The following is a 24,753-nucleotide window of genomic DNA, read 5'->3' as shown; positions in this document are numbered from 1 at the left end:
GTCAGTGAACCGTAACCTGACCGAGCGCCGGTTTCTGTTCCTGAGCCTGATGCTGTGGCGCGTAGACCTGCGTGAAGCGTGTCGGCGGCAGGTTGAACTGGCCTTTCTGCGAGAAGCGCACCAAATGCCGCAAACGCAATTCGCCGCTCAGCGCATCCACCGGCACCGCATAGGCCAGTTGTCCCGGCTCGAATCGAGCCTTCTCCAGCGCTGTCGGTTCAGTCCCCGCCTTGCCCTGCAACTTGATGCCCCACGTGGTGCGCTCGACATCGGCGCCCGGTGGCAGCGGCACTTCAAGCAGGCCATAGCGCAGCGGTTTTGCAGCCTTGCTGGTGAGGATCACTTCGTCCAGATACAGGCTGTCGCTGGACAGAGGTGCGTTGCCGACCGCTTCCAGTTTGAAGGTGAAGGCTTCGTCACCCGGCACCAGTCGCGACAGGCGACGGGTGATGGTCACCGCCATTGGGTCGACTGCCGGTTGCCGGGTCTGGAAGCTCAATGCCGCACGCAGCGGACGCTCCTGAACACCCGACAACGACAGCACGTTCGGCACCGGCGCAGTGCCCTGCCACGTCCAATACATTTCCCCTGTTGCACCGTATTTTTTCTTCCAGCCTTCACCGGGATTCAGAGCGATGGTGGGCGAAGCTTGCTCGATGCTGCGTTGCAGCCAGGTCAGCGCCAGTGCTCGTTCGAGGGTCGATTGCTGCGGCAACAAACGTTGCAGCAATGTCTGCGCGCGGGCCTGATCGAACGGTTGCAGCGACAGGTTCAACGCCTCGGCAAATGGTTGGGAGCTGACGGCCAGTCGCTGCTGCGCGTCGGCCAATTGCCGGTTGAATGCTTCCGGCAAAGCGACCTTCGATTGCTTGGCCAGCGATGCGGTCAGTACGCGAGCCGCCGCCAGCCCCAGCGCCGAATCCGGGTCACTCATGACGATGCTGTCTTCGCCGTCGTCCATCAGGTTCGCGGCATTGCCCTCGCCCGCATTCGCCAGATCTTCCATCAAGCCGCTGAGCAACGTGTTGACCGGCAATTGCATCTGTTTGGCGAACGACAGGACCAGCGCCCGCTGCAACAGCGGCGTGTTTTTCGCCTGTTTGGCGTAGACCTCCAGCACCCGCTGCCAATGCTCCGGTGGCAGACTCAGCTCCAGCACCTTGCTGGCGTGCCAATCGGCGTAATAGGCGTAGGCCGTGAGGAACGCATCCGGCTCACCGTCCATGCCCCACCAGGTGAAACTCGCCGACGGCCCGGCCATTTGCACCAGACGCAAGCGACTGTTCTGCATGATCAGGCGCAAGCGATCGCGGATTTGTGGATTCGACGACAGTGTCGGATAGGCGATGCTCAGCGGTAGCAATCGACTGGCCGTTTGCTCGACGCCGCCATACGGATAACTCAACAGGTCATCGAGCGCCGAGCGGAACAGCGCTTGCGGGCTGTCATCCAGACGCAGGCGAATGTCTGTGGCGTCCGCCGGCAAGGTCAGCGGCGTATCACCACTGGCGACGTCCAGACTTTGGCTTTGCGTGACCTGCCAGCCTTCGCCGGTCGCAATCAGGCGTACGGCCAGGGCATCAGCGGTTTTGCCGTCCTGCACCAGTTCGGCGGTCCACTCGCCGTTGGCCAAGGCGAACGCCGGCAGCGGGATGTAGTTGATGCCGCTATTGAGCGTGACGGGAATACGCTGTTCGCTGCCCGCGTAGTGAGTCACCAGCTCAGCCTTGACCGGGTTTTCTGCCTGACTGAACGCGAACACGCCAAGATCCGGTTTATCGCCCGTGCGGAATTTGCTCGGCCCGCTCCACTTCAGGTACAGCGGTTTTTCCGAGCGCACGAACTGCTTCTTCTGTCCGACCTGACCGTCATCGGCGATCGCTCGCGCGGTGATGCGCCAACGGGTCAGTGAGTCGGGCATCTTGAAAGTGAAATGGACTTTGCCGGCGGCATCAGTCACCAGCTCCGGTTGCCACGCGGCGGTATCGACATCTTCGCGACGCGGCCGCTCCAGCACTTTCACCCCGCGTTCGCTGCGGTTGGCTTTGCCCGGCGCACCGGGGCTGCCCGGCAGCGCGACGTCGTAGCTGATGAACGACAGGCTGGTACTGGTGCGCACGTTGTTGCGTCGCGGGTGATAGAAGAATTGGTCGATTGTCGGGGCCACTTCCGGTTGCAGCGCGTAGACCATTTCGTCGACCACGCTGACCGTCAGGTGCGCAGGGATTGGCTTGCCGGCGAACTGCGTGGTCAGGTCCACGGACACCGTATCGCCGGGTTGATACGTTTCTTTGTCAGTAGCGATGGCTACGTCAATCTGCGGTGTAATCACCTTGATACCGGCGTTCTGGAAACTGTATTGACCGCCCTTGGTGTACAGCACCGAGAAGGTCAGGTTCGGGGCGAAACCGTCCTTCACCGGAATGCGCGCGCGGTATTGGGTGTCGCTGAGTTTTTCCATCTTCAGCCAGTCGCCGCCCTTGGATAGCAGCGCGGTAGCTTCGACCTTGTCGCGCTCCAGTGACAGCAGCGCATCGGTGATCGGCTCGGGAAACGTGATCAGCGCCAGCGCTTCATCACCGGCCTTGTACTCCGGTTTATCGAGGACGATTTCGACGGTGCCCGGTACGGCTTTGACGCCTTCGCCGGTGACCGAATGCCCGGTTGCGCCGAGGGTTCGGCCATGGTCATCCCGGAGTGTAAGGTTGTAGGTGCCCGGACGGTCGAAGGCCAGGGTGAAACCTTTGTCGACGCCCGTGAGTTTGCCCTCGCCGGTGCTTTGATCTTCCAGGCGCACCCAGCCGTAGCTGCTTGGCGTGACCGCTGCACTCTGCTCGCTTTCGTTGACGTAGCTGAACGCAACCTTGTCGCCCACCGCGCTGAAGCGCTGCGGTGCGTTCAAGCGGAAATTCGCTGCGCCTCGGTCGATGAGGATTTCCTTGGTGGTCTTGACCCGATACGCCGCGCCATCGCTGGCAAATACGGTGAGCATGTAACGGCTCGGCTTCTCGGCGGCCGGCAGATCGAGGGTGGCGTTGCCCTTGGCGTCGGTGGTCAGTTCGGTGCTGGTCAGCTCCACCGGGAATTGCCCGAGGTATTGCAGCTCGTTGTCGACCATCGACAGCTGCTGGGCACGCAGACTCAAGCTCAATTTGGCGTTGGCGACCGGTTTGCCGTCTGGATACAGCAGCACCAGATTGCCCTTGACCGGTTCGCCGGTGCGGTAATCCTGCTTGGCCAGGTTCAGGGAAATTTCGAAGTGCGGCTTGATGTATTCGGCGACGCGGAAGGCGCTGCTGTAGGCCTGATCCTTGTAGCTGAAACGCAACTCGTAACCACCGGCCACGGCGTTGTCCGGCAACTGGAAACGGCCTTGGGTGCCGGCCTTGGAATCAAGTTTCAAGTCCAGGCTTTGCAGCGCCGTGCCGGTCGCGTCCAGCACTGTCACGTTGACGTCGGCAGCGGTTGGCTGCACGGAGTTCCGGGCATTCTTGAATTCGCGACCGACGATTTTCAGCGACACCCAATCCCCCGGCCGATACAGCGGCCGATCGGTGAACGCATAGAGTTTGGTGTCGTAGATTTCGCTGTCGTAGTAGAAGTTTTCCGAGACGAAAACCCCGCCCTCTTCATCCTCGCCAATCACGAACGAGCGCTCGGGGCTGACGTGTTTCAGGCGCAGCAAACCATCGGCATCGGTGGCACCACTGCTCATGACACCGAGGCCGTCGGTCCACAGCACATTGACCTTCGGCACCGAACTGCCTTCATGCTTGCGCGCAGCCCAGACCAACAGTTCATCACCGGCAATCTTGCTCACCGCCACGGTGTTGGAGACGAAAACCATGGTGGTCGCGCGGTACTTGCCGATCAGCGCTTCCACCAGATACAGCCCCGGTTTCAGGTTGCCCAACGGGATATAGACATTGCCCGGCGCGACGCTGACGAACTCGCTGGAAGAGCCGGCGAGGTTCACGCCTTCGGGCGGCTGGATCGGCTTGGCCTGCCACAGCGGATAACGAAACTGACTGACCACCGGCAGGCCCGGAATCAGCGCGAATTGTGGCTGCGCGTCGTAGGGTGTCGGCGCGGCCATCGCGTTGCCCATTTTCAGTTCCGGCACTTCTTCGGTGACTTGCTTGCGCGACTCATAGGAGAACGCCCGCTGCATCACCCGACGGGATTTTCGATACCAGTTGTCCCACAGATACGCGAGGGTATTGGACAGCCCTTCGCCCTTGAACTGGCCGTCGCTGACCACGCGATGCAGGTTCTTCTGACGCTTGAGGAAATCCAGCGGCTTGTCGATGCGATAGACCCGAATGTCAGCGCCACCGTAAGGCTCCATGCGAAAGCGACGGTAGTCACGACCCGGCGCTTCGAGGCGCACCATCGCCTGTTCATCGCTGGCAAAACTGCTGTCGGCCAACAGGAAAAAACTTTCACCGGGCACCGGCGTATAGCCGCTCGGTTCGACGGTGTCTTCGGCGTTGACCGTCGACAAAGGCAGCAGCAATACCAACAGCAGAGACAGAAAACGCAGCATGCGCGCACCGATCATTGGGAGAGAAAATTCAGTCGATAAACGCCGATGAAGTTGGGGTTGGCTGCATCGGGTATCCATCGGGTGTCCTTCCATGTCATGAGTTGCTGCAGGCTTGCCGAACGCATGCCGTTGTCGGTGGGTGTGGTAGTGCCGGTGTGATAGGCGATGTTGCGGCCCATCCAGATCATCAGGTGCTGGTCGTCGCCCTGATCGAAAAACATCAGGTCGCCGGGCCGCGCTTGCGCGACATCGCGACCGACCAGATGACTGTTGAACTGGATCAACTTGATCGCGTTGACGTACGGCCCGACCTTGCCGCCGCCCTGCTGCCATTGCTGGGCAAGACCGCGCTGGGCATCGCTCAGTTGCAGCTCCGGCGGCAGGTAACGGTTGGACAGGCCATTGCTGCGCAGCCATTTGTCGTCGTGGACTTTCAGCGCTTCGTTGGCGGCAAAACGCACCAGCCCGGCGCAATCCTGCTGATACCAACGCGGGCTCGGGCCTTGGCTCAGTTGCTCTTGGGCGATGCGCACGAACCAGGCGCGGAACACCTGGGATTGCTGCACATCCAGCGCCGGTGTTTCAACGGCTCGGGCGCCCGCGCTCAACAGCAAAGCGAGCAAACCGAGACTGCGGATCAAAACGTTCACAGGGCTTTCCATTCCAGCGGTAGCCATTGCCAGTGACCGTCCGGCTCGCTGCCTTCCGGCAAAGTCAGGGCGTACTTGCCGTAGCCGCCGAGCTTGCGCAGTTTCGGAATCAGGTAGGTTTGCGCGGCGTTGTAGAACACCGGCTCCATGTCTTGCGGCAGGCTGTCGAGGGTTTCCTGCTGCATCAGTTGCGCCATGGAGTCCGGGCCGAAATAGACCGGCATCAGCAGGTCTTTGGGCACCACGTCAGCCATCGGCGGGAAGCGTTTGTCGAGGGTGCCGAGGGCCTTGTCCACCAACTTGTCGTCGAGGGAAAACAGCAGCGTCGAACCATGACGCGCCAGGCTCACGCGCATGAACGCCTTGCCGCTGATCGCGTCCGGATTCTCGGCCTCCTTGGCAGCGTAGGGACCGAAGTTGGAACTGACCTGGCGCTGCCATTGATGGCTCTGGCCTTCCTGTTTCTCAACCACCGGGAACGCGTGTTCATCGACCTTGCTTTCATAAGCACCGACCATCGAGCCGAATAGCTTGCCCAGGTCGCCATCGAGTTTGGCGCTGTCTTCGTTCTTGAGACTGGCCACCAGCAGCGGCGTGTAAAGCCGCGAATCGGCGTACCAGCACAACCCTGCCGTGCCGGCCATGTGTTCGGTCAATGCCTGGGCGACACTGTCTTCGGCACCGAGCTTTACCAGCAATGGCTTCTGCTGTTCGGCGGCCAACGGCAGGGCCACGCAAGCGCTCGCCCCCATGGGCATGGCTTGCCAGACCGGTTTGAAGTCGAAGTCCGGCTGATTTTCCAGCTCATCCATGGCGAAGAAGCTGTGCCACCCCTTGTCGTCCATGTCGAAACGCAGGCCGGCGAAGTTCGGAATGAAACGCTGGTAACCCATGGCCAGCACACTGGAATTGACCGACAGGCGCTGCTTCACCTCGGGCGCACGGGGTGGTAGGCCGAAGGCTTCGGGGAACAGTTTGTCGCCGTTGAGCAGTGCGGCGATGGCTTGGGTCGAAACGCTACCCGACTCTTGCGTCGCCCCGCTTTGCGGATCGTAAAGTTTGGTCGGATTCGACAGCACCACCAGTTTGTCGCCATGGGAGGCGAACACCAGCGCCTTGCTGGCGTTGTAGGTGAGCTGATAAAGCGCAACGTCATCGGCGCCGACTTTCACGTCAGCGATTTTGCTCAGCTGCGAATCATCCAGTGAGACTTTCGCCAGCGGCTCCAACACCTTGGCCAGGCCACCGCGATCCATCACCAGCAGGAAATCCTTGAGCCGACCATCCGCGCCGCGCCATAACGCCACGTCCGCCGGTTGATCGAACAGTTGCTCGATCAACGTGTCCTGCAACTTCAGGTCATGTTCGTAGATGATCCGCCGCAGGCTGCCGATCAGGCCGAGGCGATCGGAATGGGTTTCGTAATAGAAGACGAAATCTTCGGTCAGGGTTTCCTTGAGGAACGGCACTGCCAGCAAGTCCTTGGGCAATTGGCTCAAGGAGTAGGTTTCGAGCAAACCATCGGGGCGGCTCATGCCGAGCTTTTCCGCCGCCAGTTGCGGTGCAGGCGCCGGGCTTTTTTTCATCAGCCAGCCCATACCGGCGGCCACGCCCACGACCAGGCACAGCCCAACCACAACGGCCGGCCAACGGCGGGACGGTTTCGGTGTTTCAGCGGCCGGGGCTGGTGTTGGTAAATCAGTGTTTTCGCTCATTTCACAAAACCCAAATCATCCGTGGTGCGGGATGCTCAATAGTTGAAAGTCTTGACCAGCAGCAGGTCGCCGATCGCGCGCAAGGGCACGATGAAGGTCTCGCGTTTTTCGTCGACGGTGTTTTCGTTGAGCACCAGGTTGATCTGCGAGGTGATCACCTCGTTCTGGTTACCAGCCTCATCGAAGTTATAGCCGCCGCTGCCGAAGTTGCCCCAATAGTTCACGTAAACCAGATAGGTGCCATGCAGCGGCGCGGTCATGGTGAACATTTCCGGGCCGGGGCCGTCGACGCCATCCGGGTCGAGGCCGCCGCCGTTGGTCAACGCAGAGTGAGCCCAGAAGGCATGTTGGCCGTCAGGCGTGATGATGTGTAGATCGAGTTCAGCCTTTGGATCATCCCAACCCAAGACCACGCGAATCCGCGCGGGCGTGCGCAGGTTGTTGGCTTCATAGAATTGCACACGCTTGAGCGACTGCCCTTCGGCACTGCGTACTTCGACGCTGTTGGAACCGGCGCCGAACGCGTACGGCCGGGTGAAACGACCCTGATCGTCGGTGTACAGGTTCAAGGGATTACCGTTGACCGCCAGCGTGTGAGGACCGCGCTGCGCGCCGATGGCCTTGAGCTGGCCTTCGATCATCGTGCGATTGCGCTGCACGCCGCGGTCGATGGGTGGCGTGGGATAGGCGACCTGCGGGTTTTCCGTGCGGTCCAGCAAACCGTTAAAGCGCCAGCCGCCCACCGGTTCCGACATCTCGGCACTCGGCGCGGCCAGAGAAGGTGCGCAGACCAGCCCAATCAGCAGCAAAAGAAATGAACGCATGTGACGCCTCCTGCCATGCATGACGAAACCTTGCGCCTGATCCTCGGCGCGTTACAGATGTGCAGCCTGCGTTTCGTCTGAAAGACCCGTGACGGTTGGGTCGTCGATGGCGCGAAGGGTAGCCATTGGGGCGTTTTTTAACAATCGGATGCGTTCTGATTTGCGGTGGGAATCACGATGGCGGCTGGACGATGAGCCGAATAGCCGTCATATTCGGCTCATTAAGTGAGCCGAATAAATCGCCTAATCGGCTCACTCACCCTGGAGCAGCGAATTCATGGCACCTCACTGGATCTGGCAACAGCCAGATTGGCCCGACTTCCACTGGCAGGCAGAGCGCCTGACGCCACTTCTGCGCGAGTGCGTTCAGGCGCAAGGTCGATTGATGGGAATGGCCAGCTCTGTAGGCAGTTCACTCAGTGCCCAGAGCGAGCTGGATGCGTTGCTGCAAAACATCGTCACCTCATCCGCGATAGAAGGCGAACAGCTGGATGTCGGTTCGGTTCGCTCTTCCTTGGCGCGACGATTGGGGTTGGAGCTCAATGAAGGTGACAAGGTCAGCAAACGCAGTGAGGGGCTGGCGCAACTCATGCTCGACGCCACGCAGCGTTTCGCCGAACCTCTGACACTTGATCGATTGCTGGACTGGCATGAGTGGCTATTCCCTGAGCAGGATTCCGATCTCGCTGCCCGCAGTATCCGTGTCGGCGCATTGCGCGGAGAAGAGCCGATGCAAGTGGTTTCCGGCCGTCTCGACAGACCGACCGTGCACTTCGAAGCACCACCGCGTCAGGGCCTTGAGCGACAACTCGATACCTTTCTCACATGGTTCGAGAGCAGCCGGAATCAGGCAGGACTCGATCCACTGCTACGCGCGGGTGTCGCGCATTTCTGGTTCGTAACGCTGCACCCCTTCGATGATGGCAACGGACGCCTGACGCGCACCATCACCGATCTTGCGTTGGCTCAGGGCGAGGCTCAGGCGATTCGCTTTTACGCCATGTCCGCGAGCATCCTCGACGATCGATCGGGCTATTACCGCGTACTCGAAGGCAGCCAGAAAGCCACTCTGGACATCACGCAATGGCTGGATTGGTTTCTGCAAACCTTACTGCGCAGCTTGCAGCAGGCGATGGCACGGATCGAGTTCGTACTGGCCAAAGCGCGGTTTTGGCAGGCGCACCGGGAAACCGGACTATCGACCGAGCAGACCAAGGTACTGAATCGTTTGCTGGATGGCGGGGAGCGTGGATTTGAGCTCGGTATAAGCGCGGCGCAGTATCAGGCTGTGGCGAAGGTATCCAAAGCCACCGCGACTCGTCATCTGACTGAGCTGCTGGAAAAAGGCTGCGTGAAACGACTGCCAGGTGGTGGGCGCAGTACCCGATACCAGATTAATTATCCGAATGACTCGCCACTGTAGGAGCTGCCGAAGGCTGCGATCTTTTGATCTTTGTTTCAAGGAGGTAGATCAAAGGATCGCAGCCTTCGGCAGCTCCTACAGGAGTGTACGTCGCCGGTGAGTTTGCCCATAAACCCCCTATCTGCTAGTGTCGCGCCGGTTTAACGTCAACCGGAAATCGCCGCCATGGCCCGCAAAAAAGCTGCACTGGATTTCGAACAGTCCCTCGCCGACCTGCAAACACTGGTCGAGCGTCTGGAGAACGGTGAATTGTCGCTGGAAGACTCGCTGACCGCTTTCGAGCAGGGCATCGGTCTGACCCGCGATTGCCAGGCGGCGCTGGCCCAGGCCGAGCAAAAGGTTCAGGTGCTGCTCGAGCGTGATGGCGAGTTGGCCGAGGAACCCTTCGACGCGGACCAGCCAGAATGATTGCAGCGTATTCGGCGACCAGCCAGGCCCGGGTCAATGCGGCCCTGGACACCTTGTTCACCGCGCCGAGCCCTGAGCTGGCGCGCCTGTACGAAGCCATGCGCTACAGCGTGATGAACGGCGGCAAACGCGTGCGTCCATTGCTGGCCTACGCCGCGTGCGAGGCGCTCGGTGGCAAGGCCGAACAAGCCAACGGCGCGGCCTGTGCGGTGGAGTTGATCCACGCTTACTCGCTGGTGCACGACGATTTGCCGGCCATGGACGATGACGACCTGCGTCGCGGCCAGCCGACTACCCACAAAAAATTCGATGAAGCCTGCGCGATCCTCGCCGGCGACGGTTTGCAGAGCCTGGCGTTCAGCGCCCTGCTCGACCCGCGCCTGAGCAATGCAGACGCGGAGATTCGCCTGCAAATGGTCAGCGCATTGGCGCAGGCCGCAGGCCCGGCGGGCATGGTCGGCGGTCAAGCCATCGACCTCGGCTCGGTCGGTCTGAAACTCGATCAGAAAGCCCTCGAATACATGCACCGGCACAAGACCGGTGCGTTGATCGAAGTCAGCGTCAAGCTCGGCGCCCTGGCCAGCGGCCGTGCCGAGAAAGATGAACTCAAATCCCTGCAGACTTATGCACAGGCCATCGGGCTGGCGTTCCAGGTCCAGGACGACATTCTCGACGTCGAAAGCGATACCGAAACCCTCGGCAAACGCCAGGGCGCCGACATTGCCCGCGACAAGCCAACCTACCCGGCGCTGCTCGGTCTCGACGCGGCCAAGGCCTATGCGCTGGAGCTGCGCGATCTGGCCCTGCACGCGCTGCGACCGTTTGACGCGGCCGCCGAGCCTTTGCGCGATCTGGCCCGGTATATCGTCGAGCGCCGCAGCTGACGGCGTATCCGCCAAAAAAGACCAACGCGTGGGCACGGGCCGATGCATCAGGTAAACTGCCGCATCTTTTATACCTATAACGATTCGCCTGATGCCCACGACGTTTCATGAGATTCCCCGCAAGCGCCCGACCACGCCCCTGCTCGACCGCGCGAATACGCCGGACGGCCTGCGCCGGTTAGGCGAAGCCGAGCTGGAAACCCTGGCTGATGAGTTGCGCCTGGAATTGCTCTACACGGTCGGCCAGACCGGTGGGCATTTCGGTGCCGGCCTGGGCGTGATCGAGCTGACCATCGCGTTGCATTACGTTTTCGACACCCCGGACGACCGGCTGGTGTGGGACGTGGGTCATCAGGCTTATCCGCACAAGATCCTCACCGGTCGACGCGAGCGCATGGGCACCCTGCGCCAGAAGGACGGCATTGCCGCTTTCCCGCGTCGTTCCGAGAGCGAGTACGACACCTTTGGCGTCGGCCACTCCAGCACCTCGATCAGTGCAGCGCTGGGCATGGCGATTGCCGCCCGCCTGCAAAACAGTGATCGCAAGGCCATCGCCGTGATCGGCGACGGTGCCCTGACGGCGGGCATGGCGTTCGAAGCGCTGAACCACGCGCCGGAAGTGGACGCCAACATGCTGGTAATCCTCAACGACAACGACATGTCGATTTCGCGCAACGTCGGTGGCTTGTCGAACTATCTGGCGAAGATTCTTTCCAGCCGCACCTACGCCAGCATGCGCGAAGGCAGCAAGAAAGTGCTGTCGCGCCTGCCCGGTGCCTGGGAAATCGCCCGTCGTACCGAAGAATACGCAAAAGGCATGCTGGTCCCCGGCACGCTGTTCGAAGAGCTGGGCTGGAACTATATCGGCCCGATCGATGGCCACGACCTGCCGACCCTGATCGCCACCCTGCGCAACATGCGCGATCTGAAAGGCCCGCAGTTCCTGCACATCGTCACCAAGAAAGGCAAAGGCTTCGCCCCGGCGGAAGTCGACCCGATCGGTTACCACGCCATCACCAAACTGGAACCACTGGACGCTCCGGCCGCCGCGCCGAAGAAGGCCAGCGGGCCGAAGTATTCCGGTGTGTTCGGCGAATGGCTGTGCGACATGGCGGCGGCTGACCCGCGTCTGGTTGGCATTACCCCGGCCATGAAAGAAGGCTCGGACCTCGTCGCCTTCAGCGAGCGTTTCCCGCTGCGCTATTTCGACGTGGCCATTGCCGAACAACACGCCGTGACCCTCGCTGCCGGTATGGCCTGCGAAGGCGCCAAACCGGTAGTGGCGATCTATTCGACCTTCCTGCAACGCGGTTACGATCAGTTGGTACATGACGTCGCCGTGCAGAATCTCGACGTGCTGTTCGCCATCGACCGTGCAGGCCTTGTTGGCGAAGACGGTCCGACCCACGCGGGCAGCTTCGATCTGTCGTTCCTGCGCTGCATCCCCGGCATGCTGGTGATGACCCCGAGCGACGAAAACGAGCTGCGCAAAATGCTCACCACCGGGCATCTGTACGAAGGCCCGGCGGCAGTGCGTTACCCACGCGGCAACGGACCGAACGCGACCATCGAGAAAGACCTCGAACCGATTGAAATCGGCAAGGGTGTGGTTCGTCGTCAGGGCAGCAAAGTCGCCTTGCTGGTATTCGGCGTGCAACTGGCCGAGGCACTGAAAGTCGCCGAGAAGCTGGATGCAACCGTGGTCGACATGCGCTTCGTCAAACCGCTGGATGAAGAACTCGTTCGGCAGATCGCCGCCAGCCATGAGCTGTTGGTGACCGTCGAAGAGAACGCCATCATGGGCGGCGCTGGTGGCGCGGTCAGCGAGTTCCTCGCTCGCGAGAACATCCTCAAGTCGGTGCTGCACCTTGGCTTGCCGGACATCTACGTCGAACACGCCAAGCCTGCGCAGATGCTGGCTGAGTGCGGGCTGGATGAGGCCGGAATCGAGGCCTCGATCCGCGAGCGTTTGCAACTGCTCAACATCTAAACGCAACACCCTGTGTAGGAGCTGCCGAAGGCTGCGATCTGTTGATCTTGACCTTCGGCAGCTCCAAATCCGAAAAATCAAAATCAAAAGATCGCTGCCTTCGGCAGCTCCTACAGGGGAGTTGTGTCGCATCTGAAATCCCGGATCCTCCATGAAACTCTCCCCCTTCGCCCTGACGCTGACCTTGCTGCCAGCCGGGCAACTGCTGGCCGATACCTTCGAACGCGATCAAGCCCTGAAACTGCCCGACGTGTTGATCAGCGCCAACCGCCAGGTCGAAGCGCGCAACGACAGCAGCGCTGCCAATACCGTGTTCACCCGCGAAGACATCGACCGTCTACAACCGAACAGCGTCACTGATTTGCTGCGTCGCGTACCGGGTGTGCAGGTGGCGCAAACCGGCGGGCGCGGCAGCCTGCCGGGGATCTACATCCGCGGCACGCAGTCGGCGCAAAGCCTGGTGTTGGTGGACGGCCAGCGCATCGGCAACGCGACCTCCGGCGACAGCAACCTGCAACACATCAACATCGAACAGGTCGAGCGCGTGGAAGTTTTGCGCGGCTCCCGCTCGGTGATTTATGGCAGCGACGCGATTGGCGGGGTGATCCAGATTTTCACCCGACGTGGCAGCGAGCCGGGCTTGCGCCCGCAAATGCATGTCGGCTTCGGCAGTAACCAGACTTGGGAACGCAGCCTCGGCTTGTCCGGTGGCGATGAGCAAACCCGCTTCAACCTCGGCACCAGCCTCGATGAAACCGCCGGGATCAATCGCACTCACGAGTCGTATCCCAGCGACGGCGATCATGACGCGTACCGCAATAAATCGTTCAGCCTGAGTCTCAGCCATGCCCTGAACGATGATATCGAAATCGGCGCCAACGTGCTGGATAACCGCGGCAAAAGTGAATACGACAACCCGTTCGGCCGCTTCGATCTGACTACCTTCGAGTCAGTCCAGGAGCAGCCCTACAACGAGTTCGATGTGAGCAGCGTCAGCAGCTACGTCGACGCGCGGGTCAACGATCAGTGGAAAACCCGCGTCGAGTTCGGCCATAGCGAAAACCGCGAGAAGACCTTCGACAAGCTCAGCGATGAGCGCAGTGTGTTCAACACCTACCGCGACTCGGTGAACTGGCAGAACGACCTGACACTCAACGAGCGCAACAGCCTGATCCTCGGCGGCGACTGGTATGAAGACCGGGTCAACAGCAGCACCGCGTTCGACGAAGACAGTCGCTGGAACCGCGCGGCGTTCATCCAGCATCGTTATCAGGCGGACAGCTTCTCCACAGAGCTGGGCCTGCGCCACGACGACAACCAACAGTTCGGCAGTCAAAACACCTGGAGCGGCACCTTCACCCTGCCGCTGAATCCGGACAACGACGTGCTGCTGACCTACAGCGAAGGCTTCCGCGCACCGACTTTCAACGACCTGTACTACCCGGATTTCAGCAACCCCGATCTGAAGCCGGAAACCTCGAAAAGCTATGAGTTGCAATGGCGTAGTCAGCTGACTGAAAGCAGTCGACTGGAAGCCTCGCTGTACCGCACGGACCTGGAAGACGCGATCATCTTCGGCAGCAACTCACGCCCGGAGAACGTAGCTTCGGCTCGGATCAATGGCTTTGAAGCGGCGTTGAAACAGGAACTGTTCGGCTGGCAGAGCAACCTCGGCGTGGCGATCATTGACCCGCGGGATCGCGAAACTGGCCATACCCTGGCCCGCCGCGCACGGCGCACCTTGAGCCTGGATCTGGATCGACAGTTCGAACGTTTGGGCCTCGGCGCCAGTTGGCAAGCGGTCAGCAGCAGCTATGACGACCTGAACAATCAACAGCCGTTGGGTGGTTATGCGCTGCTGGGATTGCGCAGCAGTTGGGCGCTCAATCGTGAGATCAAGCTGGAGCTGAAGGTGGATAACCTGCTGGACAAGGGTTACAGCCGGGCGCTGTATAGCCATGAAGGCAGTCAGTATGGGTATCGCGAGGAAGGTCGGGCGTGGATGTTTGGGGTGACGTGGACGCCGGAGATCTGATCCGAATTTTTCGGCGCTTGTAATGGCCTCATCGCGAGCAAGCTTTGCTCCTACAGATTTGCGTGAACAGAACTTCGAGCACGACACAAAACCTGTAGGAGCAAGGCTTGCCCGCGATGAATGCACCTCGGTTCATCGTTCAGGCGCGACCAACTGACACAACTTCGCGGTCGCCTCGACCATCTGCCCACTCGGCCGCTCCAACCCTTTGTCCGTCACCAACAGCAATCGCCCCTGCTTCACCGCAGCAACGTGCGGCCAGGCTTTCCACGCATCGAGCTGGGTCTGATCGCTGGCCAGAATCACCTCGGGATTGCGCTGCAACACCGCTTCCACGCTCACTTGCGGGGCCGGCAGCGTCAGGTCGGCAAATACATTGCGCGCACCGCAGACGTCCAGCGCATAGCTGATGATCTGCCCTCCGCCCACGGTGTACAGCGGCCGATCCCAGACTTGGTAGAACACTCGCAACGGCGCATCCCGTCGATAGCGCTGACGCAGTTCCGCCAGCCGTCGGCGCAACTCAGTGGCCAATAAAGCTCCACGTTCAGGCCGCCCAAGCTGCGCGGCAATCCCCTCGATCTGTGCGGTGAGCTGTTCGAAATTGTGCGGTTCGGCAACGTAGGTCGGGATGTTCAAGCGCTTGAGTTGCTCACGCTGAGCCGGGCCGACACTGCCGGGCCAGAGCAGTAGCAAATCGGGCTTGAGGCTGAGCAGGCGTTCCATGTCCAACTGACCGTAGCGGCCAACCGAGGACAGACCGTTGAGTTCAGCAGGTCGCTCACCAGCATCCAGCACGCCCACCAAAAGATCGGCTGAGTCGAGCTCAACGACGATTTCAGACAAGGATGGCGCGAGGCTGATCACTCGCGGGGCGGCCAACAACGGACCGCCGATGACCAGCAGCAGAACCGCCAGCCAGAGTTGGCGCATCAACCGAGTTGACGCGGAATACGGTAGAGGTAGAACAGCACCGTGGTCGACAGCGCCAACAGCATCAGCGGCACCGCTTCGAGGCCGACGAAAACGGCCAGTGCACCGATCCACGCCGGCAGGCCCGCGGCCAGAAATGCCGTGCGGCGCTTGGCTGCCAGGCTGATCCAGGTGGCGGGTTCTTCAGGGGTATCGAGGGCTTTCTGGGTGGCGATCAGCGCGTGTTTGTAGCCGCCAAAGAATTTCAGGCTGACAAACATCGAGGCCACACCGGCGATGAACAACGGCATCGCCAGCACCGGCAGGATTGCGTCGCTCTCGCCGAACACGCCGTTGATCACGAACAACGGCAGCAGGGCCAGTGCAAAGTACTGCCACCAGTTGACGGACAGTCGCCGCCGCACCTGACCGCGGGTCACGCCCGGCCTACCTCGCCCTGATGTTCGTTGCCCATCATATGGTCGAGTTTGCTGGCCTTGGTCGCCAGGTAGAGTTTGTTGTGCGGGTTGTGGCCGGTGTGCAGCGGCACACGCTCGGCGACCACGATGCCCATGTCGGTCAGGGCTTTGACCTTGCGTGGATTGTTGGTCATCAGGCGCAGGGATTTCACGCCCAGATGCTCCAGCATCGGCAGGCACATCGCGTAGTCACGCTGGTCGGCGGCAAAGCCCAGACGCTCGTTGGCTTCAACGGTGTCGGCACCGCCATCCTGCAGTTCATAGGCGCGGATCTTGTTCAACAAGCCAATGCCACGGCCTTCCTGACGCAGGTACAGCAACACGCCACGACCTTCACGGGCGATGGCCTGCAACGCAGCCTCCAGTTGCGAGCCGCAGTCGCAACGCTGGCTGAACAAGGCATCGCCCGTCAGGCATTCGGAGTGCAACCGGCCGAGTACCGGGGCACCGTCGGCGATCTCACCCAGGCTCAGCACAACGTGCTCGCGGCCGGTGGCTTCGTCGAGAAAGCCGTGCATGGTGAATTGCGCAAAAGGCGTTGGCAGCTTGGAAGCGGCGACAAAAACGACAGGCACCGGTGTGCTCCTGATCTAAAAGTCTGAAGATTCGCAGAGCCGGCATTGTAACAGCAGGTTCCAGACGACGCTTAGGCTGAATTATCGGCGATAACTATCAAAAAGTTTGATATCGCCCCCCACAATACTTTCCTTGTGGGACTCAGCCATGGATATTGTGGTCAGTTCTCTTCAAACGGATACGGCTGTTTCCAGCGTTCGAAGATTGGCTTCAACTCGCCGCTTTTCACCAGCACCTCCATGCGCTGGTCAAACAACGCCATCAGCGTGCGGGCCGAGTCGGTCTTGGCGAAACACAGATACAGCGGCAGTTCGGCAATGTGTGTACGGCGGAACTGCGACGGATCCTTCGCCCGGTTGAGGACGTAATCGACCTCGGTCAGGGCATCGATGTAGAAGTCCGCGCGGTTGTGGGTCAGCATCGACACGATGCCGGTGCGCCGAATCACTTCGTCATAGCGGCGCACGTTGGGCAGGTAATCCTGGTAGTCGTAGCCACGGACCCATGCCAGTCGATAGTTACCCAGGGTTTCCGGCGTCGGCACCGGGCTGCTGGCCAACCCCAAGGCATAAATATGATCGGTATCGAAATTCCAGCGTGGATACAGCAACTGGTCCGACTCGTCGCGGTAGGAACCGACACAGGCGTCGACTTCGCCGCGCTCGGCCAAGCCCATCGAACGCACGTAAGGTTCGCTGCGGATATCGAGCTTGACGCCTGCCGGCTCAAAGACCTGCCGCAGCACATCCCAACCCAGTCCATGACCGTCGGCGGCGGTGTAGTCTTCCCACTCTTCGCTGGCCAGGTGAATCACGGACGGCGTCGTCGCCGCCTCACCCGCGTGTGCCAGCGAGCAAAACAAGGCGAACACCATCACCATCAACCCGCGTAGAGCCATCCCTAGTTCTCCCACTTAATCCCTTAGGCGAAAATCCACACCAGTCCCTGCATCGCCAGCCACGCAAACACACCGGCCAAAACGTCATCGAGCATGATCCCGACGCCGCCGTGCACATGCCGATCAATCCAGCGAATCGGCCATGGCTTGAGAATATCGAAGAAGCGGAACATCAAGAATCCCGCCAGCAACCACTGCCAACCTTCCGGCACCAGCCACAGGGTAATCCACATCCCGACCATCTCGTCCCAGACGATGCCTTCGTGGTCGTGCACGCGTAAATCATCGGCCACCTTGCCGCACAGCCAGAAGCCGAACAGCATGGTGATGCCCAGCATCAGCCAGTAACCCCAATCGGGCAACATCTGCCACAACGGAATAAAGGGTAGCGCAACTAACGACCCCCAGGTGCCCGGTGCCTTTGGCAAGGCGCCCGAGCCGAAGCCGAACGCCAGGAAATGCCATGGATTGCGCCAGACCGATGGCGGTACGAATTCCGCCGGGACCTGTTTGGGATGATCTGTCACGGTGTCTCCCGAAAATGTTGATAACCCCGGGTTTGCGGGGTGATGTCTTGCCCATCGGCGTCGAGCAGCGTCACGCCCTGCCCGTCCACGACGCGGCCAATCACATGGATCGGCCAGCCGTCGGCCAGCAACAGCGGCAACTCGACGGACGGTAGTGTAAAGGCCAGTACGTAATCGTCGCCGCCGCTCAGGGCCGCCACTTGTGCGTCCGATTGACCAACAAAAGCAATCAATGCCGGCGACAGCGGCAAGCGATCCCGCTCGATGTGAATACCGACCTTCGAAGCCAGCGCGATGTGCCCGCAATCCGCAAGCAGGCCATCGGAAATGTCCATCGCCGACGTGGCCTTGCCACGCAACGCCTGACCCAAACCGAGCTGCGGTTGCGGCGACCAGTAATGCGCCAGCAACGGATCGGCGATCGCCGCTTCAGCGGTGCGCTGGCCGAGTACCAGCGGCAACGCGCCGGCCGCATTTCCCAGCTCACCACCCACGCACAACAGATCGCCCGGTTGCGCACCGCTGCGGGTCAACGCCAAACCGCCCGGCACACGACCGAACACGGTCATGGTCAGGCTCAACGGCCCACGGGTGGTGTCGCCGCCCACCAATGCCACGCCGCAGCTCTGCGCCATGAGGTTCAAACCACGGGCATAGGCTTGCAGCCAATCGGCGGTCACCGTCGGCAAAGTCAGGGCAAGGGTAAAGGCAATTGGAGTGGCGCCCATGGCGGCCAGATCGCTGACGGCCACGGCCAGCGAACGCTGACCGAGCAGAAACGGATCGCAGGGGTGGGCGAAATGCACGCCGGCCACCAACGTATCGGTAGAAATCGCCAACAGTTCCCCGGGAGAAATAGCCAGCAAGGCGCAGTCATCGCCGATCCCGAGGGCAACGCCTTCGCCGCCCTGCGCACAAGGCGCGGCGGCGAAGAAATTGCGGATCAGCTCAAACTCGCCCATTGCTGATTCAAACGCCAATCAGCGTTTGAACGCCTTCACTTCAGCTTCACGCAGACGTGGCGCCAGTTTGTCGAGCACACCGTTGACGAACTTGTGGCCGTCGGTGGAACCGAAGACCTTGGCCAGTTCGATACCTTCGTTGATCACAACGCGGTACGGCACGTCGACGCGCTTGAGCAGTTCCCAGGTCGACAGGCGCAGAACCGCCAGTTCAACCGGGTCCAGCTCTTCGATGGTCAGATCGAGGCAAGGCGTGAGTGCGGTGTCGATTTCGGTCTTGAACTGCGGAACCCCGTGCAGGATTTCGCGGAAGTAGGCGCCATCGACATCGGTGAAATCGTTATCGACCCGGAACTGCGCTTCGATCTCGTTCAGCGACTGCTTGGCCATGTGCCACTGGTACAGCGCCTGGGTCGCGAGCTGACGAGCCTCACGACGCTTGACGCTTTTCGATGGCTTGCCGGCATCCGCAGGCTTTGGATCGCGCGGGTTGAAACGATCGCTTTCGTCGCTAATCACTTGGCCTCCAACTGCGCCAGCAGGCTGACCATTTCCAGAGCGGACAGGGCAGCTTCAGCACCTTTGTTACCGGCCTTGGTGCCGGAACGTTCAATGGCTTGCTCGATGGAATCAACGGTCAGGACGCCGAAAGCGACCGGTACGCCGAACTCCATGGACACCTGGGCCAAGCCCTTGGTGCACTCGCCAGCCACGTATTCGAAGTGCGGAGTGCCGCCACGAATGACCGCGCCCAGGGCGATGATTGCTGCGAACTCGCCCTTCTGAGCGACTTTCTGCGCAACCAGCGGGATTTCGAAGGCGCCAGGCGCACGGATGATGGTGATGTCGCTTTCGCTCACGCCATGGCGAACCAGGGCATCAACTGCACCGCTAACCAGGCTTTCAACGACGAAGCTGTTGAAACGGCCCACTACCAGAGCGTAGCGGCCTTTAGGGGCGATGAAGGTACCTTCGATGGTCTTCAGGGTCATTCGTTAGATCTCTTAAAGAGCCGGGACGCGTCTCGTACGCGTCCCTCAGTGATATTTGAACCGCGAATTCAGGGCCGGGGACAACCGGTCATTATTCGGAGGGCACGTATTCTACAACTTCCAGATCGAAACCGGATATCGCATTAAATTTCATTGGTGCCGACATCAGGCGCATTTTGCGCACGCCGAGGTCACGCAGGATCTGCGAACCGGCACCGACAATGCTGTAGGTAGTCGGTTTTTTCACGGCCGCGTGGTCGGCGGTTTCGCGAATATGCGCCAGCAACACGTCGCCATCCAGCGGGTGACCCAGCAGCAACACCACGCCACTGCCAGCCTCGGCAACCGCAGCCATGGCGGCGCGCAGGCTCCAGCGACCCGGTTGCTTGACCATCAGCAAATCGCGCAGCGGATCCATGTTGTGCACGCGAACCAGGGTCGGTTCTTCGGCGCAGACATTGCCCAGGGTCAGTGCCATGTGCACATCACCTTCCACGGAATCACGATAGGTCACCAGGTTGAATTGGCCCAGTTCGCTGTCCAGTGGCTGCTCGGCAATCCGCTGAACGGTACGTTCGTGGATCATGCGGTAGTGAATCAGGTCGGCGATGGTGCCGATCTTGATGTCGTGTTCGGCAGCGAAAGCTTCCAGTTCGGCGCGACGGGACATGGTGCCGTCGTCGTTCATCACTTCGCAGATCACACCGCTCGGCTCGAAACCGGCCATGCGCGCCAGGTCGCAGGCGGCTTCGGTGTGGCCGGCGCGAGCCAGGGTGCCGCCGGCCTGGGCCATCAGCGGGAAGATATGGCCCGGGCTGACGATGTCTTCGGCCTTGGCATCACGGGCGGCAGCAGCCTGCACGGTACGCGCACGGTCGGCGGCGGAGATGCCGGTGGTCACGCCAGTAGCCGCTTCGATCGATACGGTGAACTTGGTGCCGAAACCGGAACCGTTGCGCGGCGCCATCAACGGCAGCTTGAGCAACTCGCAGCGCTCGCGGCTCATCGGCATGCAGATCAGGCCACGGGCGTGCTTGGCCATGAAGTTGATGTGCTCGGGCTTGCAGCATTCGGCGGCCATGATCAGGTCGCCTTCGTTCTCGCGGTCTTCGTCATCCATGAGGATGACCATCTTGCCTTGGCGGATGTCTTCAACCAGTTCTTCGATGCTATTGAGCGCCACAAGGCACCCCCTTGGGTCAGGATTTGAGGTAGCCGTTGGCGGCCAGAAAGCTTTCAGTAATTGTGCCGCCCGATGCGGGCTCTGCGGCCTTGTCGCCCAACAGCAGGCGTTCCAGGTAACGGGCCAGCAAGTCCACTTCCAGGTTCACCCGGCGACCCGGCTGATACGACGCCATGATGGTTTCACTCAGGGTGTGCGGAATGATGGTCAGCAGGAACTCGGCGCCATCGACCGCGTTCACGGTCAGGCTGGTGCCGTCGACGGTGATCGAGCCTTTGTGGGCGATGTACTTGGCCAGTTCTTTCGGCGCGCGGATGCGGAATTCCACGGCACGCGCGTTCTCGGTGCGGGCAACCACTTCGCCCACGCCATCGACGTGACCGCTGACCAAATGCCCGCCGAGGCGAGTGGTCGGGGTCAGGGCTTTTTCCAGATTGACCGGGCTGCCGCTTTTCAGGTCGTTCATGGCAGTGCAGTCGAGGGTTTCACGGCTGACGTCCGCCGCAAAGCCGTTGCCCGGCAACTCAACGGCAGTCAGGCACACGCCGTTGACCGCGATGCTGTCGCCCAGTTTGACGTCGCCCAGGTCGAGCTTGCCGGTTTCGACGTGAACCCGCACATCACCGCCCTTTGGGGTCAGTGCACGGATACTGCCGATGGATTCGATGATGCCGGTGAACATGGGGTTCTCCTTGAGAACAAAGCCAACGCTATAGCGATGGCCGGAAATTATACGCTCGCCGCTGGCGAAGGAATGGCGATGACTCGCCAGTCATCGCCAACCGCGCGAATTTCGGTGATTCTGAGCTCCGGCGCATCCTTCATTTGCGCGAGCGGCCAGTCAAGCAGCGGTCGCGCCGAGGAGCCCAAAAACTTGCCGGCGATGAAAATCTGGAATTCGTCGACCAGTCCGAGCTGGGCGAAAGCACCCGCCAGCCGTGGGCCTGCCTCGACCAGCACCTCGTTGACGCCACGGTTGGCGAGCTCGACCAGCAACTGGCGCAAATCGACCTGACCTTCGTAGCCGGGCACGATCAGGCATTCCGGGCCGGTGGCGTACTGCTCTTCTACGGCCACGCACGTGGCGACCAGTGCCGGACCAGCCTTGAAGAACGGCGCATCCAGCGGCACCCGCAAGCGGCCGTCGACCAGTACGCGCAATGGCAGGCGACTCATGATCAGCGCGGTTTGCTCGGCATCCAGACCCAATTCGTCGGCGCGCACAGTCAACCGGGCATTATCCGCCAGTACCGTATCGGCACCGGTCAGCACCACACTGGCTTGAGCGCGCAAACGCTGAACCGCCGATCGTGCTGCCGGGCCGGTGATCCACTGGCTCTCGCCGCTTTCCATCGCCGTGCGGCCGTCCAGGCTCATGGCCAACTTGACCCGCACGAACGGCAAGCCGTGTTCCATGCGTTTGAGGAAGCCTTGATTGAGCTTGCGCGCCTCGCCTTCCAGCACGCCGCTTTCGGTGACGATGCCCGCCTGTTCCAGGCGTTGCAGTCCGCGACCGGCGACTTCCGGGTTCGGGTCCTGCATCGCCGCGACCACCCGTGCCACACCGGCATCTACCAGCGCATCGGCGCAGGGCGGTGTGCGGCCATGGTGGCTGCAAGGCTCAAGCGTCACATAAGCAGTGGCACCACGAGCCTGATCGCCCGCCGCGCGCAAAGCGTGGACTTCGGCGTGAGGCTCACCGGCGCGCTCATGCCAGCCTTCGCCGACAATCTGCCCATCGCGCACAATCACGCAGCCGACCCGCGGGTTGGGGTGCGTCGTGTAGTGACCTTTGCGCGCCAGTTCCAGCGCGCGGGCCATGAAATGGGCGTCGAGGATGGCTTGTTCGGCAGGCGTGGTCATTCTTTCACCGGTTCACGGGCCAGGCGATCGATCTCTTCGCGGAACTCGTTGAGGTCCTGGAAGCGGCGATACACCGAAGCGAAACGGATATAGGCGACTTCGTCGAGCTTTTGCAGCTCGGCCATCACCAGCTCACCGACCACGAGGGATTTGACCTCGCGTTCGCCGGTGGCGCGCAGTTTGTGTTTGATGTGCACCAGCGACGATTCGAGGCGCTCGACGCTCACCGGACGCTTTTCCAGCGCACGCTGCATGCCGGCGCGGAGTTTTTCTTCGTCGAACGGCTGGCGACTGCCGTCGGTTTTGATCAGGCGCGGCAACACCAGTTCAGCGGTCTCGAACGTCGTGAAACGCTCGCCGCAGGCCAGGCATTCACGCCGGCGGCGCACCTGTTCGCCCTCGGCGACCAGACGCGAGTCGATGACCTTGGTGTCGTTGGCACCGCAGAAGGGACAGTGCATGGTGGCAGGCAACAAAAAAAGGGAGGGCCATGGTAGCGCATCCCGGTGGCAAGACAAGACATAGGGTTTGCGGTATACAGACGAGCATGATCTGTCGATCCATGGATTTCACGTTTACGGAGCTGCCAATGTCGTTACGACCGCTCGTTTTGCTCAGCATTTTCAGCCTGCTGGTGGCCTGCAGCAGCGATGCACCCCAGCCCCAGCCGCCGACGCCCGGCCCCGCGCCAGAGCAGGCGCAGAAAAAAGCCAGGGAATCGACCAACCTCGGCCCGTTGCCGGCGTATCAACGCGAACTGAGCGGCACCCTGCAAGGTGTGCCGGCCGGTGCCGAAGTCGAACTGGCCTTGCTGGTGATCGATGAAAAAGACCGCCCGCAACAACTGCTCGCCAGTTCCAGCCTGATCGGCACCAATCAGGTGTTGCCGTTTCACCTGCGCTTCAACCCGGAGTCTTTCCCGGCCGGCGCCCGCGTCGAACTGCGTGGCCGCGCCAGCCAGTCCGGCCAGCTGATCCTGCATCTGCCGTCGCAACTGATTACCCAGCCAACGACCCAGACGCTGGGGCAACTGCAATTCGTCAAAGCCCCATGAGTGCACCGCTCGACCTGCAACTGGCCTTGGGTGAACTGCTCGGCGATGCGCAGTTAGTTGCCTGTCCGTTGCCGGAGACCGATCTGAAGTTGTGGCTGATCGACGGCGACAACATGGACCGCGCCTTCAGCCCGGAAGAAACCCGGCGCATCCTGCATGAGCCGCCTTATTGGAGTTTCTGCTGGGCCAGCGGGTTGGCCGTGGCCCGTTATCTCGCCGAAAACCGGCACTGGGTCGAAGGCAAACGAGTACTGGATTTTGGCGCTGGTTCCGGCGTGGCTGGCATTGCCGCAGTCAAGGCCGGGGCGCTGGAGGTTGTGGCCTGCGACCTCGACCCGCTGGCGATTGCCGCCTGTCGGGCGAATGCCGAACTCAATGACGTGCAGCTCAATTATTCGACGGACTTTTTCGCCGAGGCTGATCGCTTCGATCTGATCCTGGTGGCTGATGTGCTGTACGACCGGGCGAATCTGCCGCTGCTCGATGAGTTCCTCAGTCGCGGCCGGGAAGCGCTGGTGGCGGATTCACGGGTACGGGATTTTCGTCATCCGCTGTACCGGCGCATCGAAATGCTCGAAGCCATGACCCTGCCGGATCTGGCCGAGCCCGAAGAGTTTCGGCATGTGAGCCTGTACCACGCCAGTCGGGCTTGAAGCCGAAAAAGATCGCAGCCTTCGGCAGCTCCTACATGAGAATGCGGTTTAGCTGTAGATACCGTCTTGAACCTCACCGGGCAAGCGCAAGTTTCGGGTCGTAGGGCTGGCCCGACTTGAGTACGCCGTAAACGAAGTGCAGCAGCTTTCGCATCGCCGCACAAATGATCTGCTTGGGG

At 61.1% G+C, this 24,753-nt stretch carries 23 protein-coding genes and 1 pseudogene; 7 read left to right on the top strand and 17 right to left on the bottom strand.

Annotated features, from left to right (window positions below):
- Position 1: 1 nt before the first annotated feature.
- The 4 genes from ACM110_RS26770 to ACM110_RS26755 are packed head-to-tail and all read right to left on the bottom strand — an operon-like array spanning position 2 to position 7,735.
- Positions 2-4,561, bottom strand: coding sequence for an alpha-2-macroglobulin family protein (locus ACM110_RS26770; RefSeq protein WP_416130123.1), 4,560 nt, complete (start codon positions 4,559-4,561; stop codon positions 2-4).
- Positions 4,558-5,208, bottom strand: a complete 651-nt coding sequence (locus ACM110_RS26765) for a DUF1175 domain-containing protein (RefSeq protein WP_416130122.1) — start codon at positions 5,206-5,208, stop codon at positions 4,558-4,560. The genes ACM110_RS26770 and ACM110_RS26765 overlap by 4 nt, the downstream gene beginning before the upstream one ends.
- Positions 5,193-6,911: a DUF2138 domain-containing protein gene (locus tag ACM110_RS26760; RefSeq protein WP_416130121.1), complete on the bottom strand. Its 1,719-nt coding sequence runs from the start codon at positions 6,909-6,911 to the stop codon at positions 5,193-5,195. The genes ACM110_RS26765 and ACM110_RS26760 overlap by 16 nt, the downstream gene beginning before the upstream one ends.
- Positions 6,912-6,946: 35 nt before the next feature.
- On the bottom strand, positions 6,947-7,735 hold the full coding sequence (locus ACM110_RS26755; RefSeq protein WP_416130120.1) for a YfaP family protein: 789 nt from the start codon (positions 7,733-7,735) through the stop codon (positions 6,947-6,949).
- A gap of 277 nt (positions 7,736-8,012) precedes the next feature.
- Between ACM110_RS26755 and ACM110_RS26750 the strand changes: the two genes are divergently transcribed.
- The 5 genes from ACM110_RS26750 (at position 8,013) to ACM110_RS26730 (ending at position 14,475) form a co-directional block, all read left to right on the top strand.
- Complete coding sequence (locus ACM110_RS26750; RefSeq protein ID WP_416130119.1) at positions 8,013-9,158, top strand: Fic family protein; 1,146 nt, start codon at positions 8,013-8,015, stop codon at positions 9,156-9,158.
- 165 nt (positions 9,159-9,323) lie between these two features.
- Positions 9,324-9,566 (top strand): exodeoxyribonuclease VII small subunit, encoded by a 243-nt coding sequence (locus ACM110_RS26745; RefSeq protein ID WP_007894317.1) that lies wholly within the window; start codon positions 9,324-9,326, stop codon positions 9,564-9,566.
- Positions 9,563-10,450, top strand: a complete 888-nt coding sequence (ispA, locus tag ACM110_RS26740) for a (2E,6E)-farnesyl diphosphate synthase (protein ID WP_416130118.1) — start codon at positions 9,563-9,565, stop codon at positions 10,448-10,450. The genes ACM110_RS26745 and ispA overlap by 4 nt, the downstream gene beginning before the upstream one ends.
- A gap of 91 nt (positions 10,451-10,541) precedes the next feature.
- Positions 10,542-12,440 carry a 1-deoxy-D-xylulose-5-phosphate synthase gene (gene dxs / locus ACM110_RS26735; protein WP_416130117.1) on the top strand — a complete coding sequence of 633 codons (1,899 nt, stop codon included), beginning with the start codon at positions 10,542-10,544 and terminating at the stop codon, positions 12,438-12,440.
- A 151-nt stretch (positions 12,441-12,591) separates the two neighbouring features.
- The gene (locus ACM110_RS26730; protein WP_416130116.1) at positions 12,592-14,475 is read left to right on the top strand and encodes a TonB-dependent receptor domain-containing protein; all 1,884 of its coding nucleotides are present in this window, start codon (positions 12,592-12,594) and stop codon (positions 14,473-14,475) included.
- 132 nt (positions 14,476-14,607) lie between these two features.
- Here ACM110_RS26730 and ACM110_RS26725 read toward each other — a convergent pair whose 3' ends face one another.
- The 12 genes from ACM110_RS26725 to nrdR all read right to left on the bottom strand — a co-directional run bounded on the left by ACM110_RS26725 (position 14,608) and on the right by nrdR (position 23,328).
- On the bottom strand, positions 14,608-15,408 hold the full coding sequence (locus ACM110_RS26725) for a cobalamin-binding protein (protein WP_416130115.1): 801 nt from the start codon (positions 15,406-15,408) through the stop codon (positions 14,608-14,610).
- Complete coding sequence (locus ACM110_RS26720; RefSeq protein WP_416130114.1) at positions 15,408-15,827, bottom strand: MFS transporter; 420 nt, start codon at positions 15,825-15,827, stop codon at positions 15,408-15,410. Before ACM110_RS26720 ends, ACM110_RS26725 begins: the two co-directional genes overlap by 1 nt.
- Entirely contained in the window at positions 15,824-16,441 is a 618-nt protein-coding gene (gene ribA, locus ACM110_RS26715) for a GTP cyclohydrolase II (RefSeq protein ID WP_034148042.1), read from the bottom strand. Before ribA ends, ACM110_RS26720 begins: the two co-directional genes overlap by 4 nt.
- 161 nt (positions 16,442-16,602) lie before the next feature.
- Positions 16,603-17,340, bottom strand: a complete 738-nt coding sequence (locus ACM110_RS26710; protein WP_416130113.1) for a substrate-binding periplasmic protein — start codon at positions 17,338-17,340, stop codon at positions 16,603-16,605.
- A gap of 23 nt (positions 17,341-17,363) precedes the next feature.
- The gene (locus ACM110_RS26705) at positions 17,364-17,867 is read right to left on the bottom strand and encodes a phosphatidylglycerophosphatase A (protein ID WP_416130112.1); all 504 of its coding nucleotides are present in this window, start codon (positions 17,865-17,867) and stop codon (positions 17,364-17,366) included.
- Positions 17,864-18,829, bottom strand: coding sequence for a thiamine-phosphate kinase (gene thiL, locus ACM110_RS26700; RefSeq protein WP_416130111.1), 966 nt, complete (start codon positions 18,827-18,829; stop codon positions 17,864-17,866). Before thiL ends, ACM110_RS26705 begins: the two co-directional genes overlap by 4 nt.
- Positions 18,830-18,847: 18 nt before the next feature.
- The gene (nusB, locus tag ACM110_RS26695; protein ID WP_008053839.1) at positions 18,848-19,348 is read right to left on the bottom strand and encodes a transcription antitermination factor NusB; all 501 of its coding nucleotides are present in this window, start codon (positions 19,346-19,348) and stop codon (positions 18,848-18,850) included.
- Positions 19,345-19,821: a 6,7-dimethyl-8-ribityllumazine synthase gene (ribE, locus tag ACM110_RS26690; RefSeq protein ID WP_003228649.1), complete on the bottom strand. Its 477-nt coding sequence runs from the start codon at positions 19,819-19,821 to the stop codon at positions 19,345-19,347. The genes nusB and ribE overlap by 4 nt, the downstream gene beginning before the upstream one ends.
- A gap of 91 nt (positions 19,822-19,912) precedes the next feature.
- Positions 19,913-21,004, bottom strand: a complete 1,092-nt coding sequence (ribBA, locus tag ACM110_RS26685; RefSeq protein WP_090325554.1) for a bifunctional 3,4-dihydroxy-2-butanone-4-phosphate synthase/GTP cyclohydrolase II — start codon at positions 21,002-21,004, stop codon at positions 19,913-19,915.
- A gap of 16 nt (positions 21,005-21,020) precedes the next feature.
- Positions 21,021-21,686, bottom strand: a complete 666-nt coding sequence (locus tag ACM110_RS26680) for a riboflavin synthase (RefSeq protein WP_416130110.1) — start codon at positions 21,684-21,686, stop codon at positions 21,021-21,023.
- A 47-nt stretch (positions 21,687-21,733) separates the two neighbouring features.
- Positions 21,734-22,867, bottom strand: a complete 1,134-nt coding sequence (gene ribD, locus ACM110_RS26675) for a bifunctional diaminohydroxyphosphoribosylaminopyrimidine deaminase/5-amino-6-(5-phosphoribosylamino)uracil reductase RibD (RefSeq protein WP_416130109.1) — start codon at positions 22,865-22,867, stop codon at positions 21,734-21,736.
- Positions 22,864-23,328 carry a transcriptional regulator NrdR gene (nrdR, locus tag ACM110_RS26670; RefSeq protein ID WP_003228656.1) on the bottom strand — a complete coding sequence of 155 codons (465 nt, stop codon included), beginning with the start codon at positions 23,326-23,328 and terminating at the stop codon, positions 22,864-22,866. Before nrdR ends, ribD begins: the two co-directional genes overlap by 4 nt.
- Before the next feature lie 128 nt (positions 23,329-23,456).
- Between nrdR and ACM110_RS26665 the strand changes: the two genes are divergently transcribed.
- Together ACM110_RS26665 and ACM110_RS26660 are read left to right on the top strand one after the other, a co-directional pair.
- The gene (locus ACM110_RS26665; protein WP_416130108.1) at positions 23,457-23,921 is read left to right on the top strand and encodes a YbaY family lipoprotein; all 465 of its coding nucleotides are present in this window, start codon (positions 23,457-23,459) and stop codon (positions 23,919-23,921) included.
- Positions 23,918-24,574, top strand: coding sequence for a class I SAM-dependent methyltransferase (locus ACM110_RS26660; RefSeq protein WP_416130107.1), 657 nt, complete (start codon positions 23,918-23,920; stop codon positions 24,572-24,574). The genes ACM110_RS26665 and ACM110_RS26660 overlap by 4 nt, the downstream gene beginning before the upstream one ends.
- 73 nt (positions 24,575-24,647) lie before the next feature.
- On the opposite strand, the pseudogene ACM110_RS26655 reads toward ACM110_RS26660, so the two are convergent.
- A pseudogene (locus ACM110_RS26655) lies at positions 24,648-24,753 on the bottom strand (IS110 family transposase); the annotation flags it as partial.

This window comes from Pseudomonas sp. NFX98 (assembly GCF_047784845.1).
Classification (GTDB): domain Bacteria; phylum Pseudomonadota; class Gammaproteobacteria; order Pseudomonadales; family Pseudomonadaceae; genus Aquipseudomonas.
Note: the sequence above shows the minus strand (reverse complement) of the source record. Positions and strands in the feature narration are given on the sequence as shown.

Excerpts from the sequence above, each read along its gene's own strand:
- ACM110_RS26660 (WP_416130107.1), top strand. The coding sequence starts at position 23,918 with ATGAGTGCACCGCTCGACCTGCAACTGGCCTTGGGTGAACTGCTCGGC.
- ACM110_RS26750 (WP_416130119.1), top strand. The coding sequence starts at position 8,013 with ATGGCACCTCACTGGATCTGGCAACAGCCAGATTGGCCCGACTTCCAC.
- ribD (WP_416130109.1), bottom strand. The coding sequence starts at position 22,867 with ATGACCACGCCTGCCGAACAAGCCATCCTCGACGCCCATTTCATGGCC.
- ACM110_RS26745 (WP_007894317.1), top strand. The coding sequence starts at position 9,324 with ATGGCCCGCAAAAAAGCTGCACTGGATTTCGAACAGTCCCTCGCCGAC.
- ACM110_RS26725 (WP_416130115.1), bottom strand. The coding sequence starts at position 15,408 with ATGCGCCAACTCTGGCTGGCGGTTCTGCTGCTGGTCATCGGCGGTCCG.
- thiL (WP_416130111.1), bottom strand. The coding sequence starts at position 18,829 with ATGGGCGAGTTTGAGCTGATCCGCAATTTCTTCGCCGCCGCGCCTTGT.
- ribE (WP_003228649.1), bottom strand. The coding sequence starts at position 19,821 with ATGACCCTGAAGACCATCGAAGGTACCTTCATCGCCCCTAAAGGCCGC.
- ACM110_RS26755 (WP_416130120.1), bottom strand. The coding sequence starts at position 7,735 with ATGCGTTCATTTCTTTTGCTGCTGATTGGGCTGGTCTGCGCACCTTCT.
- ACM110_RS26760 (WP_416130121.1), bottom strand. The coding sequence starts at position 6,911 with ATGAGCGAAAACACTGATTTACCAACACCAGCCCCGGCCGCTGAAACA.
- ACM110_RS26680 (WP_416130110.1), bottom strand. The coding sequence starts at position 21,686 with ATGTTCACCGGCATCATCGAATCCATCGGCAGTATCCGTGCACTGACC.
- ACM110_RS26665 (WP_416130108.1), top strand. The coding sequence starts at position 23,457 with ATGTCGTTACGACCGCTCGTTTTGCTCAGCATTTTCAGCCTGCTGGTG.
- ACM110_RS26765 (WP_416130122.1), bottom strand. The coding sequence starts at position 5,208 with ATGGAAAGCCCTGTGAACGTTTTGATCCGCAGTCTCGGTTTGCTCGCT.
- ACM110_RS26730 (WP_416130116.1), top strand. The coding sequence starts at position 12,592 with ATGAAACTCTCCCCCTTCGCCCTGACGCTGACCTTGCTGCCAGCCGGG.
- dxs (WP_416130117.1), top strand. The coding sequence starts at position 10,542 with ATGCCCACGACGTTTCATGAGATTCCCCGCAAGCGCCCGACCACGCCC.
- nrdR (WP_003228656.1), bottom strand. The coding sequence starts at position 23,328 with ATGCACTGTCCCTTCTGCGGTGCCAACGACACCAAGGTCATCGACTCG.
- ispA (WP_416130118.1), top strand. The coding sequence starts at position 9,563 with ATGATTGCAGCGTATTCGGCGACCAGCCAGGCCCGGGTCAATGCGGCC.
- ACM110_RS26770 (WP_416130123.1), bottom strand. The coding sequence starts at position 4,561 with ATGATCGGTGCGCGCATGCTGCGTTTTCTGTCTCTGCTGTTGGTATTG.
- ACM110_RS26710 (WP_416130113.1), bottom strand. The coding sequence starts at position 17,340 with ATGGCTCTACGCGGGTTGATGGTGATGGTGTTCGCCTTGTTTTGCTCG.